A 15,776-nucleotide genomic window follows, 5' to 3' on the forward strand; every position below is an offset into this window, starting at 1 on the left:
GGGTTTTCCTTGTTTAAAGCGCAGAGGTAAAAACATAAGAAATAATGTTTGCTCCCATTTTCAGCGCCTCTAGTCTCACCTCTTGGGGGTCATTGTATACCGATTGATCTTCCCACCCATTGCCTAGATCTGATTCATAGGAGTAGAAGCAAACCAATCGCCCTTGATAGATGATTCCATATCCTTTTGGTGGTTTTCCATCGTGCTGGTGAATCTTGGGTAGGCCATCATCAAAGTCAAACTTTTGATGATAGATTGGATGATCAAAAGGTATCTCCACAAACTCAAGCTCTGGAAAAATCTTCTTCATTTCAATTTGCACAAACTGATCCAACCCATAGTTATCATCAATATGCAGGAAACCTCCTGAAGTTAGGTAGTTTCTTAGATTTTCTGCCTGGGCATCATTGAAAACCACATTACCATGGCCGGTCATGTAGACGTATGGATAAAGAAAAAGATCAGGACTCCCTACCTCTACTACATCTTCTGATAGTGCCAGATTGGTATTTATTTGATCATTGCAAAACTCAATCAGGTTTGGCAGGGCTGTTTTGTTCGCATACCAGTCACCGCCACCATCATACTTTAGTTTTGCAATTTTTACCGGTTGGGCCAGTGCCATCATGTTGATGAAGGAAAGCAAAATCCAAAGATTTCTCATAGGTCAGTTATACTCGTCTTGGCTCAAATAGTTTTATTCAAACAGTTCTTTTAATGGTTCCCCATCAGCTCCGCTTGGCAAAGAAATATTCAAAAGCATTGATAGGGTCGGCGCAATGTCTGTTATAGCCACCTGTCTCACACTGTTGCCTTTCCTGACGCCTTTTCCATAAAAGATGATTGGAATATGAGTATCGTAAGTATATGGTGTTCGGTGGTCCGTTCCTTTCCTTCCCCACGCATCGTTTAGTGTGCTGGGCTTCAGGATGTAGAGAATATCCCCTGATCTCTTGTTGTCATAACCATTTTGTAAGCGTATCAGCATGGGGTCTGTAAACATTCGCATGGCTACCAAATCAGCATCTAATGCATCTACAATGTAGTCTTCAGCCATCAGTGTCTTGATCACCTCTTCTTTGACTTCTCTCAGATCCAATTGCTTATCAGCGACAAGATCTTTGTTTAAATAGACTTGCTCGTTTATGATGTAGCTGACCCATTTCCCTTCTCCAAATCGTTCATTTAACTTATCATTAATCAAAGACCTAATGAATCCATTGTTGTGATACCCTGCCGGCATTTTATTTTTATATAAATAGGCGGGTACATCCGTGGCACCATGATCGGCAGAGAGGAAAACCAGGTAATTCCCTTCTCCAATCTTATCGTCAAGGAAGCTTAGAAATTCACTGATTTCACGATCCAGTCTCAGGTATGTGTCCTGGATTTCTTTCGAACGTGGGCCAAACCGATGACCAACATCATCTGTGGCAGAAAAACTCATCGTCAAAAAATCAGGAATTGAATCCATGCCAAGACTTTCTCCAATGACCGCTTCCATTGAAACTTCCTTTATCAAAGTGTTCGTAAACGGCGTGTATTTAAGTAATGACATGTCTTTTTTGTGCTTTGACAAATCATGAGGGAAGGAAACTCCCATACCCTTTCTCAATTCTTGCTCATAAGGATTTTCATCTTCAATACTCTCATTATAGGTTTCTATCGCTTTCAAAGGCTCCCATTTTCCTGAAAGGAATTCACTCGGTCGGTTACGTTCATTGTATTTTTTAATCCATGATGGAAGGTCATTTCGGTAATAGGTACTGGTAATCATGTTTCCACTTTCCAAATCGTACCAATAAGCACCGGAAGGATTGTGACCAGCAGGAATTGCTGCACCTCTATCTTTTAGTGAAACGCCCACCACTTTTGAATTGAAATTGTAAAACAGTCTTAATTCATCCGTAATGGTGGTTGTTTTTACATTTCGAGGAGAGACTTCACCGTTAGAAACTCCTCCCACTACGGATGCTGTGCTATCATAAACACAATTGATTTTTTTATCGATGGAAGTGGCATACCAATCATTCCCAATGATTCCATGCCTGGCGGGTGTAGTTCCAGTGTAGATAGAGGCATGTCCGGGACCGGTTTTGGTAGGCATGTAATCATAATGAGCGTTGCGGAAAAGAAATCCATCATCGATCAGTCGCTTAAATCCACCATTCTCAAAGTCATTGTAAAATCGAGAGATATAATCATACCTCATTTGATCTACTACAATCCCAACAATCAGACGAGGCTTGTCCTGGGCTGCAGAACTGATCAATACCAAGATTAGAAGCGTGGAAAATACTTTTCTCATATACAATAGATTCAAACAAAATGTGAAGGTATTAAACCAAAATTATTCCAGAGTTAAATTGTTAGATCGATTATATGAATTTTCGATAAAGAGAAGGGCTAATTGTATGGTATTAAGCCTGTAATTTTGCGGCCATGCAAGATAAAATCCTGATCCTCGATTTTGGTTCACAATACACACAGCTAATTGCAAGAAGAGTACGTGAGCTAAATGTTTATTGTGAAATTCATCCATTTAGCAAATTTGAGATCACTCCGGATATAAAAGGTGTGATATTGTCAGGAGGTCCATGTTCTGTACTGGATCCTGGTTCTCCGGATATGAATATGGATGATTTGGGTGATTTACCGGTCTTAGGAATATGTTACGGTGCTCAGCTTTTGGTTCAAAAAAATGGAGGAAAGGTTGCAAAATCAGATCATCGAGAATACGGAAGAGCAAATCTCAAAACGGTTGATTCACATTTTGATTTGCTGAAAGAGGTTGAGATTGGCAGTCAGGTATGGATGTCTCATGGAGATACAATCACCGATTTACCAGACAACTTTCAAAAAATTTCAGCCACAGAGTCAATCCCTGTAGCTGCCTACAAAATCAAGGACAAGCAAGTCTATGGTATTCAATTCCACCCCGAAGTAACCCACAGCACCCAGGGAAAAGTAGTTCTTAGAAACTTTGTAGTTCACATTTGTGGTGCATCTCAGGATTGGACACCAGATATATTTGTTGAGGAAACGGTTGCATCGCTGAAAAAGCAACTAGGAAATGATAAAGTGGTGCTTGGATTATCAGGAGGTGTTGATTCTTCGGTAGCAGCAATGCTTATCCACCAGGCAATAGGTAAAAATCTGTATTGCATTTTCGTGGATAATGGACTCTTGCGAAAAAATGAATTTGAAGGAGTGCTGAAATCATATGAGGGCCTGGGACTAAATGTTAAAGGTGTGGATGCTAAGTCCAGGTTTTATGATGAACTAAAAAACGAAACCGATCCGGAGAAAAAACGAAAGATCATTGGCCGTGTGTTTATCGAAGTATTTGATCAGGAGGCGAAAAGCATAAAGGATGTGAAATGGCTGGGACAGGGCACCATTTACCCGGATGTGATCGAATCGGTATCAGTAAACGGACCTTCGGTTACCATCAAATCTCACCACAATGTGGGTGGACTACCCGCAAAAATGAACTTAAAAGTGGTTGAACCGCTCAACACCCTTTTTAAAGATGAGGTACGGAATGTGGGAAAAACACTAGAGATACCCGATTTCATTTTAGGTCGCCATCCGTTCCCGGGACCGGGGCTTGGCATCAGAATATTGGGAGACATTACCGCAGAGAAGGTACGCATCTTGCAAGAGGTTGATGCAATATTCATCAATGGGCTGAAAGAGGAGGGCTTATACGATGAAGTATGGCAAGCTGGAGCGATGTTACTACCTGTTCAGTCAGTAGGAGTAATGGGTGACGAGCGAACGTATGAAAGCGTGGTTGCGCTCAGAGCGGTGACTAGCCTCGATGGGATGACTGCAGATTGGGTGCAATTACCGTACGATTTTCTAGGTAGGATATCTAATAAGATCATTAATCAGGTGAAAGGGGTGAACAGGGTCGTTTACGATATCAGCTCTAAGCCACCTGCAACCATCGAGTGGGAATAATCATTAGCTTTGAAATAAAAAAAGACCAGTGAGGATAACCATTTTCAGCTTACTCATCACATCGTTTCTTGTTGGATTCACTCAATCCAATCAGGGAGAATATCTGGAAGCCAAGCGTCAGTTTTCTCTGGGCAACTATCAGGTTGCTATGCAGGCATTTCAGTCATTGACAAATGATGCAACTTTCGGTGAGTATGCTTCATTCTACTATGCATTATCTGCATTGAAGTCCAATCAGCCGAAAGTAGCAGAAGATATGTGGAAGCAAATCCAGGTCAGGTATCCGGACTGGGACAAGCAGCAAGAGGTAGATTTTTGGTTGGCTTACGTAGCTTTTGATCAGGGTAAGATGTGGGAGGCATTTCGAAAAGCTGAGCAGCTCCCAGATGTTTGGAGAAACAATCTGATTGACGCATTCCTAAGCAAAATGTCAATCGAAAGCCTGGATTCAGCCTACGCACTTAATCCAAAGAATAAATACATTGGTGAATACTATGCCAGAGCAATCAAAGCCCAGCCGTACGAAGATCGAGATCAGTTTATGCTGCAGGAACTGGCAGAAAAGTTTGATGTGGAGCTGGGATCAGACGAAAGTTTACCACTGGTCAAAAAAGATGAGTATGCCGTAGCAGTAGTGCTTCCATTCATGTACGAATCACTGAAAAGCCCACAAACAGTCATTCGAAACTCCATCATTTTTGATTTATATCAGGGAATGGAGCTTGCTCAAGCTGAGCTGGAAAAAGAAGATATCAAACTCAACTTATTTCCGTTCGACACGCAGAAGAAAGGCTCTGTAACCTATGATTTGATTGAAGACAAAAAGCTCGATAATGCAGACGTAATCATCGGGCCGCTTTACTCCGGACCATCAAACTTTATCAGTCAGTTTTCGAAAGAAAATAAGATTACGATGGTTAACCCTGTTTCATCCAATGAGGCAATAGTCGGAAACAATCCTTACTCATACCTTTTTAAGCCAGCGTATAGTACCCAAGGGAGAGAGGCGGCTAAATACGCTGCTAAGAAGTTTACTAACAATAAAAAGCTCTTTATCTTTTATGAGACCGAACGAGACAGCATTGTTGCAAATGCGTATCGCGAGACGATAGAAAAGGATAGTTTTTTCGTGGTTCAGTTTGCACGGCTTTCCAATGAAGATGCTCAGCAGATCCAGAAAGACTTTACAGAGCAATACGAGGTTCGGTTGGATACCATGTACTCGCAATCGGAAATTGACTCTATTGCGTTGCTGCCAGGCAGAATTGTACGCACAAGAAGCCTAAGAAATGAACGGACCGGACGTATTATTCGCGACAGAGAGGGAAATGATGTTATAGAATCGTATGAAGTGAAGTTCACGATTCAGCCGGATAGTATTGGACATATTTTTGCGGCTACTTCCAGCAATGTATTAGCGAATAACTTCATTAGTATGGTTGAAGTACGGAGTGACAGCATAGGCATCATTGGGTATGAGGACTGGTTAGATTTTTCACTGGTATCTTATTCGCAATTAGAACGTCTGCAGGTGGATTTTTTGAGTCCTTCCTACTACGATGATGAAAGTTTGGAGTATGAGCGTCTAAGAAATAAATTCATTGAAAAAATCGGTCAAATGCCTAGTGAATACCACCTCTACGGATACGAACTTATTAAGCATTTGGGTTATTTAATGAAAGAGCATGGAAAGTATTTTCAGCGAGGGTTAGTAAATGGCGATTTCTATCCAGGCTATATTATGGAGGGGCTAAAATACGGCCCATTCAAAGACAATCAGGTTGTTCCAATTACCACGTTGAAAGGGCTGGAATTACAAAACAGAAACGCAGAACAGAAAGTTGAAGGATCAAATGAATATAACGACGAGTAAAGAACTTTTTGAGCGAGCACAAGACTATATTCCGGGTGGGGTAAACTCACCCGTCAGAGCTTTTAAAGCAGTGGGGGGCGACCCCATTTTTTTTGCTAAAGCTGAAGGAGCTTACATGTACGATGAAGATGGTAATCGGTACATCGATCTTATCAATAGTTGGGGCCCGATGATTCTGGGTCATGCGAATAAAAAGATCGAGGAAGCTATTTTCAAGGCAGTCATTGGGTCACCTTCATTCGGAGCTCCTAGCAGAATGGAGGTAGAACTTGCGGAGCTGATTACAGAAATGGTGCCATCCATTGAGAAGGTTCGAATGGTCAACTCAGGCACGGAAGCCACCATGTCTGCCATCCGTTTGGCAAGAGGATTTACCAAAAAAGACAAGGTTATCAAATTTGAAGGCTGCTATCACGGTCATGGAGATTCTTTCCTGATCGCTGCTGGAAGTGGTGCTGCTACCATGGGCACACCTAATAGCCCCGGTGTGACAGAAGGAACAGCTAAAGACACATTATTGGCTCCATTCAATGATCTGGAAAAAGTAAAAGAGGTAGTAGCTGCGAACAAAGATCAGGTCGCAGCTATCATTATTGAGCCAGTAGCCGGCAATATGGGTTGTGTGCTGCCTGAACCTGGGTTTTTAGAAGGGCTCAGAACCCTTTGCGATGAAGAAGATATCATACTAATTTTTGATGAGGTGATGACCGGATTCAGACTTTCTAAAGGCGGAGCACAGGAAGTGTTTGGTGTCAAACCCGACTTAACTACGCTAGGTAAGATTATAGGTGCTGGCATGCCAGTAGGAGCTTACGGAGGACGAAAGGACATCATGGATTTTGTTTCTCCCCAGGGTCCTGTTTACCAGGCTGGAACCCTTTCCGGTAATCCGGTGGCTATGGCTGCAGGTTATGCACAACTTAGCTATCTTAACGAGCACCCTGAAGTTTACGAGCAAATCGAAAAAGCAACGAAAAAGATATTGGCAGGATATCAAAAGGAGTTGAAAAAGCACAAACTGAATTATACCATGAATCAAATTGGTAGTATGATCAGTCTGTTTTTCACGGATAAGAAAGTCATTGATTTTGAAACGGCTAACACCTGCGATACCGAGCTATTTGGTAAATATTTTCGATACAACCTGGAACACGGCGTTTATTTGCCTCCGGCTCAATTTGAATCCTGGTTTATTTCTTACAGCATCGGTGATGAGGAAGTGAAGAAGATCATTCAGGTATTTGAAGATTTTTTAAAGGAACGCCAGGGATAGAATTACTCCTACTACCAAACTAAAGATTAGTACTATGGAGTAAATGAAGCCTATGACTAGCAGTCTGAAAGAGCTCCAAATGTATTTCACACCATAGACTCGATGAAAGCTAATGACAATGTAAACACATGTCAATAGCAACGTGAATCCAATACCAAAATCCTCAAAATTCTCAAACATTAAAGCAAATACCCAAACCCATCCAAGTAGAAAGAAAAAGAACGAATGGATGTGGATGGAGTGGATCAAATGTTTGATATACAATCCTTTTCGCCAAAAGAAAGCTTTTAAGAGAAACGCATAAATCGGCAAGATGAAAAAGATAATGATCGGGATTTGCCGCATGATATAAATATTGAGAGAGGCGGTTGTTTCCTGATTAATCTTAATTATTTGCCTGGATGCCAGTCTTTGAAAAAAGGGTTGATCATTAAGCTTAAGGGTGTCCATGATTTCTTCTGGGGTCAGTACAGCAGCTTCGTTGAGATGCCTCACCAATTTCATGTGATTATTGGAAATAGGCCAGTCCACTCTTTTCGCGGTATCTGCTCGTTGGGAAATGCTATCATACTCAGCAGGGGTTAAGGTTTCCATTTTATCCAAAAAACCTCTAAGCTTTTTGTCCTTCACAGTTGGCTCAAACATTTTGGCCAGGAAGAAAAAATGAAAAATACTGATTACAAGATACCAGCGAATTGGGTTGGCATACAGTACTCTTCTCCCTTCATTAAACGCAACTGTCAGCTTTCCTGGACTGAATAAAAAGGGCTTGAAAGATCGTCCGAAGCGTGAATCCAGCGAGAAAAAGTTGGATAGAAACTCTCGTAAGAGTAGCCCAATGCTTACCTGGTTGTCTGTGTTTTCCTGCCCGCAATTAGGACAATAATTATGTTTTTGTTGGAGTAGCTCGCCACAATTGAGGCAGGCCTTATGTTTCCTTCTCTTTTTCACCTGGTTTGAACTTATTGAGCAAAAAGGCCACCCCCCACATTCCTAGCGCTACTAAACTATAAATTAATTGGTTGGTTTCCGTCCTCAGTGAAAAGAAAAGAAAGACAAATGCCAAGATCGTAAATGTCCATATGAGTGTGGGGTATAATTTCATTTGCTCAAATAACAAGTATCAAATCACAAATCACAAATAAAATTCAAATCATGTAGGCTAATACTTATAATATCGGGCTAGTTGCCTGACGAGTATTTGGTATTTGTCTATTGAGTTTTACCCTTTAGTTTCTTTCACCTTAAGGCTGGTGCCTTCATCCGAAATCACCACGACTTCTACGCCTTCATCAATGAAATTGCCCCGTGTGAAAGCATCATAGATTTCTCCGTCGATCTCAATGCGTCCGCTTGGACGCAGGCGAGTATAGGTTTTACCTTTTTTACCCACAAGTGATTTCTCCTTGTAAAAGGTAGAAGTATAACCCTGTGAGCCTTCCTGCACCTCTTGCAAAGCAATGCGCTTGAATACGTTGCTGTTCAGCAGCCGGGCTCCCCCGAAAAACATGATGACTATGGCTCCCAGCATCCCTGCAAGGACTGTGGCGACTGAAATGAAAATTTCATCTGCACCTACAAAAGAAAAGTCAAACATGTCGTTATTGAGCATCACAAGAATCAGTGCGCCGACGGTACAGATAAGTCCCAGCACTCCTGCTACCCCAAACCCCGGAATAACAAAAACCTCTACTGCGATAAGAATGATTCCCACAATAAACATAACTATCTCCCAGTTTGCAGCCAGCCCGTTGAGATAGTTGGGAACGAAGTACAAGATGATAGCCACAATGGATGCTAGGATAGGGAAACCTACTCCCGGTGTTTGCAGTTCGAAATAGATCCCTCCAATGATGATGAGGATTAGAATTCCACTAACAAATGGATTCAGGAATAAAGAAATGATTTTCTCTGTCGTACCAAGCTTAAATTCCTGTAGCTCATAATCTTCCACTCCGGAACGCTTCATGATTTCATCTATGTTGCTGACTTCCGCTTCACAAAATCCATATTTGATTGCTTCAGAAGTAGAGAGCGTCAGAATTTTACCCTCTGTGGCGATGCTGTCCAGATCAATGTCCTCATCTACCATTGCCTCAGCCATTCTGGGATTTCTTCCTTTTGCCTCAGCAGTAGATCGCATGATGGATCGCATGTAGGACTGATACTTATCCGGTGCTGCTGCACCATCCTGAGTTACTACTGTGGCAGCTCCAATGCTGGAACCTTTTGCCATGTAGATACTGTCACATGCGATAGAGATCAAGGCGCCTGCAGAAGCCGCATCCTTATTGATAAATGTGTAAATGGGTCGATCAAAATTCAGAATCCGGGTGCGGATATCATCCGCATCATTTAGCGCACCGCCATAGGTGTCCAGCTCCAGTATCACATAGTCAGCATCAATCTCATCAGCTTTTTCCAAACCAAGTTCAGAGTATCGGTTAGTTCTTGGATCTATCACATCATCGATAGTGAGATGTAAAACCAATGGCTTCTCCTTTTCCTGAGCCAAGGATATAAAGACCAAAAAGACAGAAAGTATTGCAAATAGTTTTCTCATAATCGGATGCTAAAATCACAACAAAGCTCCAACTTTGAAACTGTTGATCCGTGCATAAAGTTATCCTAATTTAATCTAGAACATAGCGCTACTCTTATCATGTTTCCAAAATCAATTAAACAAATTTTGCTAAAGGGATCAGCGTGGGGCACTGCTCTGGATGAGGAACATGAATGCTTATACATAGAGTCTAGAAATGAGGAAGATCAGATTATTTTTATTGTCAGGCTGAATCTTAATAACCTTGACATGGAAAGTCGAAAAGCGGATATTTCATGGTGGGATAAATTGGTGGGAGTGAAATCAAATCAACTGTATTTTGTAAAATATTTGGATCAAAGTGATCCAACACAGCAATCATTTTTCAGTTTAGATTTTGAAAGTGGCTTGAAGGTTGAATGGGAGCATTTACCTGAATTCTCCTCACCTGCCAGGCATCCCGAGGTTTATGAGCATGGATCGGACTACTTTGATACCGTTTCTAAATTTTTATCATTGGAGCTTCCGGTTTCCTGTGAATATTTAGAGTGGCAGAATAAAATCATAATCAGCTACTATCTTCGTTCTGCTAACGGATTTGATCGATATTTGCTTCTCCTGGAAAACGGAGAGAAGAAATGGAAGGTGAAACAGGATGAGGAGATGAGGGGCTTCTCTTCTGGCGCATTTTTTGTGTTTGACAACCAATTAATTTTCATAAAAGACCGAAATGAAGTTTGTGTTTACACTGGTTAGTCTGTTGATAACGATGGGGTCTTTGGCAAACCCCCTTGATAGCATACGTGCAGAACGCAGGGCTGAAGGACTTTTTATTGTACATGAGGTAGAGGAGGAAGAAACCATTTACTCCATTGCTAAACGCTATGGAGGATCGGTAATTGGTATCATCAAGCACAATCAGATCGTTGACAATAGAATTGAAATCGGACAGATTATCTATGTGTTGGTGGAAGAAGAAAAGCCGGTAAAAGTGGTAGTGGTGAGCGAAAGTCCAGTGGCTGATGATATTCACGTGGTGCAATTGGGGGAAACGCTTTATAGTATTTCAAGGAAGTATGACGTGAAATTAAAAGAGCTGAGAAGATGGAATAACCTGCCAGATAATAATATTTCTCCGGGGATGCAATTGAAATTGAGTAGTGATGCGGAAATCCCAAAAGCGGAAGCGCAACCTGATAGTGTGGATGCATCCGATACCTCTGTAATACAGGGGATTCGGGAGGATGATAGTGTGGCAGAAGAGGCGACAGATCCGTTTGCTGATTTTGAAAAATACCTGGTTCAAACAGGTGAAACGCTATCAACCATTGCCCGAAAAATAGGTGTAAGCATCGACAGTTTAAAGGTCTGGAATGGCCTTAATGGTGATTATCTAAAAATAGGACAGAAGCTGTTTTTTAAGCAAAAAGAAGATGCATCTGAGTCCGGAATCAATGAGCCAACAAAGAAAACCAGAACACAAATTGATGATAGAGGCTTTGAGCGAATCTATGAAGAGGGTGTGGCCTCAGTAATCCAATCGATGAATACGAGCCGTTTTTTAGCGTTGCATCGGTCATTACCTATAGGTACGAATCTTGAGGTACGGAATCTGATGAATAATCAGGTGGTGTATGTGAAGGTGGTAGGTAAGCTGCCGAATACAGGGCTTAATAAAAACCTGCTTTTGCGTCTATCTCAGCCCGCTTATGATCAATTGGGCATTCTCGACTCCAAATCACGGGTGGAGGTTTCATACAACAAGCAGTGAACAAACAGGAGCTAAAGGCTTTTTTAGACGCTAAGGTTGAAGCATACAATCAGCCTGGGTTTATCCCCAATGATCCTGTATGTATTCCGCATGAGTATGCCAAAAAGCAAGATATTGAGATAGCTGGCTTTATTGCGGCTGTGTTTGCCTGGGGTCAGCGTAAAACCATCATCAATAAAAGCCATGAGTTTTTGCGATTGATGGGCAATGAACCACATCAGTTTGTACTTCAGTATAAGGAGGATGATTTAAAACCGTTTCTTGACTTTAAGCATCGGACATTCAATAGCACCGATGCTTTGTACTTTCTGCACTTCTTTAGATGGTTTTATGAGCGCCATGAGTCATTGGAGGAGGCCTTCATTGGTAATTCGGAAGAATCCTCATCGATGGAGGAGAGACTCACTCATTTTTTTGAGTTATTTTTCTCGCTTCCTGACCACCCGATTCGGACATACAAGCACATCCCTAATCCGGCTAGAAAATCAGCATGTAAGAGAATTAATATGTTCTTAAGATGGATGGTTCGGCAGGATGATAAGGGGGTCGATTTTGGCATTTGGCAGTCAATCAAGCCGAATGAATTAATATGCCCATGTGACTTGCATGTAGATAGAGTGGTACGGAAACTTGGTCTTATAAAAAGAAAACAAACAAACTGGCAAACAGCTGTTGATCTCACTGAAAATCTCAAACAACTTGACCCCACTGATCCGGTGAAATATGATTTTGCATTGTTTGGATTGGGCGTGGAAGAGAAGTATTAGTTTCTTGAAATGGGTGGTGCTAACCCTAGCCACAAACTGAGGGATGGTACGGCACGAATATTTCTTTGCGGCAGATGAGCAGGGATAGAATCAATGAGTTTTTGATTGTCGCAGAATCCTTATTTAATTCTGATTTCCTTCACTAAAGATGAAATAGGAATTGCATAAACCCCTTGTTTATCCTGCAAGAAAATCACGTCTTTTGTCTTGCCTATTAGCTTTCCTGATCTTACTTCATTGTCGGCCAATTTTATAGAAATGTCATTTTGGTTGATGATTTTGTCCTTTGCGTATTCTCCATAAAGATCTGCGGACAGATACAAGTAAAGAAGAAAGCTTATTATGAACAGGACGTTTCTATAGGTCTTGAACCATGTTTTTTTATCACGACCAAAGTTCGCTTTTGAGTATGATTTTGGCCATTTGGTTTTCCATATAGTGTCCAGTTTGATTAAAAAGGAAACAATTAAAATAGAAGCCGTAGCAAATATTAGGATATGAAAGTCAGAAAAAGGTGCGATCAGAAAGTCAAAGACATCTGAATAATCGAATATATTTATTCCAAATTCAGAGTATTTCTGGAAGTTAAAAAGCATACCTATTCCCACAGCGATTAGGTACGAAGCAGTTATTACTGTTTGTATTTCCTTAATAATTATTTCGTATGCATCCTTTATTAGGCCCTCTTTCATTTTGACTGTTAATTGATGAAAATCAATTTCAAGTTGACGTAATTACCCCCAATTCCCGGGATTCTCACGCCATTCTTTTAGTGTCTTCAATACCTCGTTTTCAAACATACGCTCATCCTGCGCATGATCCAGCAAATGGTGGTAATCACTGAGCACGATCAGGTTTACCCCCTTTTTATTGAAGTTATCAACAGATACCTGGAAGCCGTACGTGAAGATGGCCACCATTCCCACCACCTCTGCACCTGCTTCTCTCAGTGCATCAGCTGCAGCCAGTGAGCTACCCCCTGTAGAAATCAGGTCCTCTACCAAGAGTACCTTCTGACCTTCCTCGATTTTACCTTCGATCATGTTTTGCAGTCCATGTCCTTTTGATTTGGACCGAACGTAAATGAAAGGAAGCCCCAGCTCTTCTGCTACCAGTGCTCCTTGGGGGATACCCGCTGTTGCCACCCCTGCAATCACATCTATCCCATCAAAAGAGTTAGAAATCGCGAGAGACAATGCTGTTTTGATCTTGGAGCGAACATCAGGGTAAGAAAGGCTCAATCGATTGTCACAGTAGATCGGAGATTTCCATCCGGAGGCCCAGGTGAATGGTTTTTCAGGACTGAGTTTGATGGCTCCAATTTTTAATAAGTCTGCGGCTACTTCTGCGGCCAGCTTAGGGTTGTAGATTTTGATGCTCATGAGGCTGCAAAAATAAAACGCCGGAATTACCGATCCATAATATCATCTGCTTGTTTGATTTTTATTTTATCATTTAATTGCTGCTTCAAATTCATTTAATGAAGATTTTTATTAACGACATTCCGGTCTATATCCTCTCTGAGAAGAAAATCAACATGAAGCGTGCATACGGGTTGGTAATTCGGGAGTTTGAGGATATCGTACCGGAAGTACTGGTGGATGATGTACTGATCATGAATGCGTCTTTTGATCAGGTAGACGGGCTACTAAAGCTCATGACAGATAAAAAGCTCAAAAAAGTGCATTCCATTTTCATTTCCTCCAGAAAAAAAAGAGAGCTGATTGACTACTTGAAAAGTAAATTCAAAGTGATAGAGGCAGGCGGAGGAATCGTGGAAAAAGAGGGGAAGCTCCTTATGATCTTCCGTAGAAAGGTATGGGACATACCCAAAGGAAAGCTAGACAAAGGAGAAACAATAGAGGATTGTGCAGTGAGAGAGGTAGAAGAGGAGACAGGAGTGAAAGTAGCAATCGATAAGAAGATCGATGCAGTATGGCATACCTATGTTACCAAGAAAAAATATGTGCTAAAGAAAACTCACTGGTTTGCTATGCATTGCATTGATGATACCAATATGGCTCCTCAGACAGGAGAGGGGATCAAACAGGTGGAATGGATGACATTGGAAGAGGTCAGAAGAGCATTGCATGATTCATATCGATCCATCCGGTATGTGATGCAGGAATACACCAAGATGATAAAGGAGGTTTAGCCAGACTACCTCAGTGAGCGAGTTTAAACCTCATAAGGCAAAAATGGATTTACGTCCCCGCCATAACGGTGTACTTCCCTGATGATACTCGAGCTGATAGGAGCCAGCTCCGGAGAGGTAATCAAAAAGATGGTTTCCAAGTCTTCATTTAGGTACCTGTTGATTTGAGAGATACTGTTCTCATATTCAAAATCGGTGGTATTTCGCAATCCACGCACCATGAAGTTTGCATCGTATTTTTTTGCCAGAGAGGCCGTAAGTTCATCATACACTTCCACCTCCACACGGCTTTCATTAGCAAATGCCTCATTGATCTTATCTACCATCCATTCCAGCTCAAAGTAGCGTTTATTCTTTTTAGTATTGTGACCAATCGCTATGATCACCCGGTCAAATAAATCCAGGCTTCTCATCACAATATCAAAATGGCCTTTGGTGAAGGGGTCAAAAGATCCGGGGAAAATGGCTGTTTTCATAATTGGTTTATCGATAATTGGGTTTGACTCTTTCTGCTGACAAAGGCAGGCTAAAGCTTACACACAAAGATACCCACTCAGCACGTCAAAGTACTGGTGATCTTCCACTTCATCATAGAGGTAGCTAAATCGAAGGAAAGATGGCTTGGAGCCAAAGGAGATATTACGGATGTAGCGCTTAAGCAACCCCATCTCTTCAGAGCTTGGCTTTATAAAGCCCCATATAAATACATGGCTTTCTTTGCCACTCATGCCCAGTTCATTGAATACCAGCATTATGTACTTGAGGTAGTCTTCTTTTTTGCGAGCGGCAAATTGGTTGTAGTAAAGTAGCTTTTGTCCCTCTGTAACAATGAGGTGTAGGATGCCACGATCCACATAGGCATACATGCTTTTCTCCTCAATATGGTCTGCATGCTTAAAAACCCCTTCTATAAGGGCGCTACCCTGATGGATGACGTGTACTTTCTTTCGTTTGTAAATGGATTCAATCCATCGGCACAATTTTGTTTCTGCGGCAAAGACATTCACCGTGTCTACAGCTAATTGCTTGTAGTAGTTTACCTCCTCGAAAGCAGTTTTTATCTCACTATTCAGAGCCAGGTAGTCAGCTGCTGCCTCTTGCACAAACATATTGGCTGGAACAAGTGAAAACTTGTGTGATTTTAGGCACAGCTTCACATCCTTCCAGAAACCCGCAGTTAGATATTCGTGATTATCTAGGATCTCCTTGATCAGTCTCAGGCGACCATTTACCGTCCTGATTCCCTGGAGGCGGTAATCCTCCAATCCCATCACCACATTGTCTTGAGAGTCAACAACAGCAAATTGCAGGTCGTTGATCCCGACCTGCATGATAAGCGAGTAGTGGTCAAGTTCGTCGATGGTGAACTTGGTATCCTTTACTCGCTTAACAAGCTTATATGTCGATGTTTCTTGTGCGATCAAAATAT

At 41.6% G+C, this 15,776-nt stretch carries 15 protein-coding genes; 7 read left to right on the top strand and 8 right to left on the bottom strand.

The window, feature by feature from the left end:
• Positions 1-13: 13 nt before the first annotated feature.
• Both ACXAH9_RS07010 and pafA read right to left on the bottom strand, forming a co-directional pair.
• Positions 14-664 carry a DUF4159 domain-containing protein gene (locus ACXAH9_RS07010; protein WP_474894142.1) on the bottom strand — a complete coding sequence of 217 codons (651 nt, stop codon included), beginning with the start codon at positions 662-664 and terminating at the stop codon, positions 14-16.
• 33 nt (positions 665-697) lie between these two features.
• Positions 698-2,308 carry an alkaline phosphatase PafA gene (gene pafA, locus ACXAH9_RS07015; protein WP_474894143.1) on the bottom strand — a complete coding sequence of 537 codons (1,611 nt, stop codon included), beginning with the start codon at positions 2,306-2,308 and terminating at the stop codon, positions 698-700.
• Positions 2,309-2,442: 134 nt separating this feature from the next.
• Here pafA and guaA point away from each other — a divergent pair, with 134 nt between their 5' ends.
• The 3 genes from guaA to hemL are packed head-to-tail and all read left to right on the top strand — an operon-like array spanning position 2,443 to position 7,112.
• Positions 2,443-3,966 (top strand): glutamine-hydrolyzing GMP synthase, encoded by a 1,524-nt coding sequence (guaA, locus tag ACXAH9_RS07020; RefSeq protein WP_474894144.1) that lies wholly within the window; start codon positions 2,443-2,445, stop codon positions 3,964-3,966.
• A gap of 28 nt (positions 3,967-3,994) precedes the next feature.
• A complete protein-coding gene (locus ACXAH9_RS07025; protein ID WP_474894145.1) occupies positions 3,995-5,839 on the top strand; it encodes a hypothetical protein in 1,845 nt (614 codons plus the stop codon).
• Positions 5,820-7,112: a glutamate-1-semialdehyde 2,1-aminomutase gene (hemL, locus tag ACXAH9_RS07030; RefSeq protein ID WP_474894146.1), complete on the top strand. Its 1,293-nt coding sequence runs from the start codon at positions 5,820-5,822 to the stop codon at positions 7,110-7,112. Before ACXAH9_RS07025 ends, hemL begins: the two co-directional genes overlap by 20 nt.
• On the opposite strand, the gene ACXAH9_RS07035 is transcribed toward hemL, so the two are convergent.
• Positions 7,092-8,063: a DUF3667 domain-containing protein gene (locus ACXAH9_RS07035; protein WP_474894147.1), complete on the bottom strand. Its 972-nt coding sequence runs from the start codon at positions 8,061-8,063 to the stop codon at positions 7,092-7,094. The two genes, hemL and ACXAH9_RS07035, sit on opposite strands and share 21 nt — an antisense overlap.
• Positions 8,064-8,334: 271 nt before the next feature.
• On the bottom strand, positions 8,335-9,675 hold the full coding sequence (locus tag ACXAH9_RS07040; protein ID WP_474894148.1) for an NfeD family protein: 1,341 nt from the start codon (positions 9,673-9,675) through the stop codon (positions 8,335-8,337).
• A gap of 126 nt (positions 9,676-9,801) precedes the next feature.
• Here ACXAH9_RS07040 and ACXAH9_RS07045 point away from each other — a divergent pair, with 126 nt between their 5' ends.
• Genes ACXAH9_RS07045 through ACXAH9_RS07055 form a run of 3 tightly spaced genes read left to right on the top strand, consistent with a single transcriptional unit; the run spans position 9,802 to position 12,192 of the window.
• Positions 9,802-10,410 (top strand): DUF4905 domain-containing protein, encoded by a 609-nt coding sequence (locus tag ACXAH9_RS07045; protein ID WP_474894149.1) that lies wholly within the window; start codon positions 9,802-9,804, stop codon positions 10,408-10,410.
• The gene (locus ACXAH9_RS07050) at positions 10,385-11,425 is read left to right on the top strand and encodes a LysM peptidoglycan-binding domain-containing protein (RefSeq protein ID WP_474894150.1); all 1,041 of its coding nucleotides are present in this window, start codon (positions 10,385-10,387) and stop codon (positions 11,423-11,425) included. Before ACXAH9_RS07045 ends, ACXAH9_RS07050 begins: the two co-directional genes overlap by 26 nt.
• Positions 11,422-12,192: a TIGR02757 family protein gene (locus tag ACXAH9_RS07055; protein WP_474894151.1), complete on the top strand. Its 771-nt coding sequence runs from the start codon at positions 11,422-11,424 to the stop codon at positions 12,190-12,192. Before ACXAH9_RS07050 ends, ACXAH9_RS07055 begins: the two co-directional genes overlap by 4 nt.
• 119 nt (positions 12,193-12,311) lie before the next feature.
• On the opposite strand, the gene ACXAH9_RS07060 is transcribed toward ACXAH9_RS07055, so the two are convergent.
• Together ACXAH9_RS07060 and pyrE are read right to left on the bottom strand one after the other, a co-directional pair.
• The gene (locus tag ACXAH9_RS07060; RefSeq protein WP_474894152.1) at positions 12,312-12,884 is read right to left on the bottom strand and encodes a hypothetical protein; all 573 of its coding nucleotides are present in this window, start codon (positions 12,882-12,884) and stop codon (positions 12,312-12,314) included.
• Between the two features lie 42 nt (positions 12,885-12,926).
• The gene (gene pyrE, locus ACXAH9_RS07065) at positions 12,927-13,568 is read right to left on the bottom strand and encodes an orotate phosphoribosyltransferase (RefSeq protein ID WP_474894204.1); all 642 of its coding nucleotides are present in this window, start codon (positions 13,566-13,568) and stop codon (positions 12,927-12,929) included.
• 104 nt (positions 13,569-13,672) lie between these two features.
• On the opposite strand from pyrE, the gene ACXAH9_RS07070 reads away from it, so the two are divergent.
• The gene (locus tag ACXAH9_RS07070) at positions 13,673-14,347 is read left to right on the top strand and encodes an NUDIX hydrolase (protein ID WP_474894153.1); all 675 of its coding nucleotides are present in this window, start codon (positions 13,673-13,675) and stop codon (positions 14,345-14,347) included.
• Positions 14,348-14,370: 23 nt separating this feature from the next.
• Here ACXAH9_RS07070 and coaD read toward each other — a convergent pair whose 3' ends face one another.
• Both coaD and ACXAH9_RS07080 read right to left on the bottom strand, forming a co-directional pair.
• Complete coding sequence (gene coaD / locus ACXAH9_RS07075; RefSeq protein ID WP_349564163.1) at positions 14,371-14,826, bottom strand: pantetheine-phosphate adenylyltransferase; 456 nt, start codon at positions 14,824-14,826, stop codon at positions 14,371-14,373.
• Positions 14,827-14,880: 54 nt separating this feature from the next.
• Positions 14,881-15,771, bottom strand: coding sequence for a DUF3822 family protein (locus ACXAH9_RS07080; RefSeq protein WP_474894154.1), 891 nt, complete (start codon positions 15,769-15,771; stop codon positions 14,881-14,883).
• Positions 15,772-15,776: the final 5 nt, after the last annotated feature.

Source organism: Ekhidna sp. ABH4_415, assembly GCF_056161305.1.

Excerpts from the sequence above, each read along its gene's own strand:
- ACXAH9_RS07050 (WP_474894150.1), top strand. The coding sequence starts at position 10,385 with ATGAAGTTTGTGTTTACACTGGTTAGTCTGTTGATAACGATGGGGTCT.
- hemL (WP_474894146.1), top strand. The coding sequence starts at position 5,820 with ATGAATATAACGACGAGTAAAGAACTTTTTGAGCGAGCACAAGACTAT.
- ACXAH9_RS07010 (WP_474894142.1), bottom strand. The coding sequence starts at position 664 with ATGAGAAATCTTTGGATTTTGCTTTCCTTCATCAACATGATGGCACTG.
- ACXAH9_RS07040 (WP_474894148.1), bottom strand. The coding sequence starts at position 9,675 with ATGAGAAAACTATTTGCAATACTTTCTGTCTTTTTGGTCTTTATATCC.
- ACXAH9_RS07070 (WP_474894153.1), top strand. The coding sequence starts at position 13,673 with ATGAAGATTTTTATTAACGACATTCCGGTCTATATCCTCTCTGAGAAG.
- guaA (WP_474894144.1), top strand. The coding sequence starts at position 2,443 with ATGCAAGATAAAATCCTGATCCTCGATTTTGGTTCACAATACACACAG.
- ACXAH9_RS07060 (WP_474894152.1), bottom strand. The coding sequence starts at position 12,884 with ATGAAAGAGGGCCTAATAAAGGATGCATACGAAATAATTATTAAGGAA.
- pafA (WP_474894143.1), bottom strand. The coding sequence starts at position 2,308 with ATGAGAAAAGTATTTTCCACGCTTCTAATCTTGGTATTGATCAGTTCT.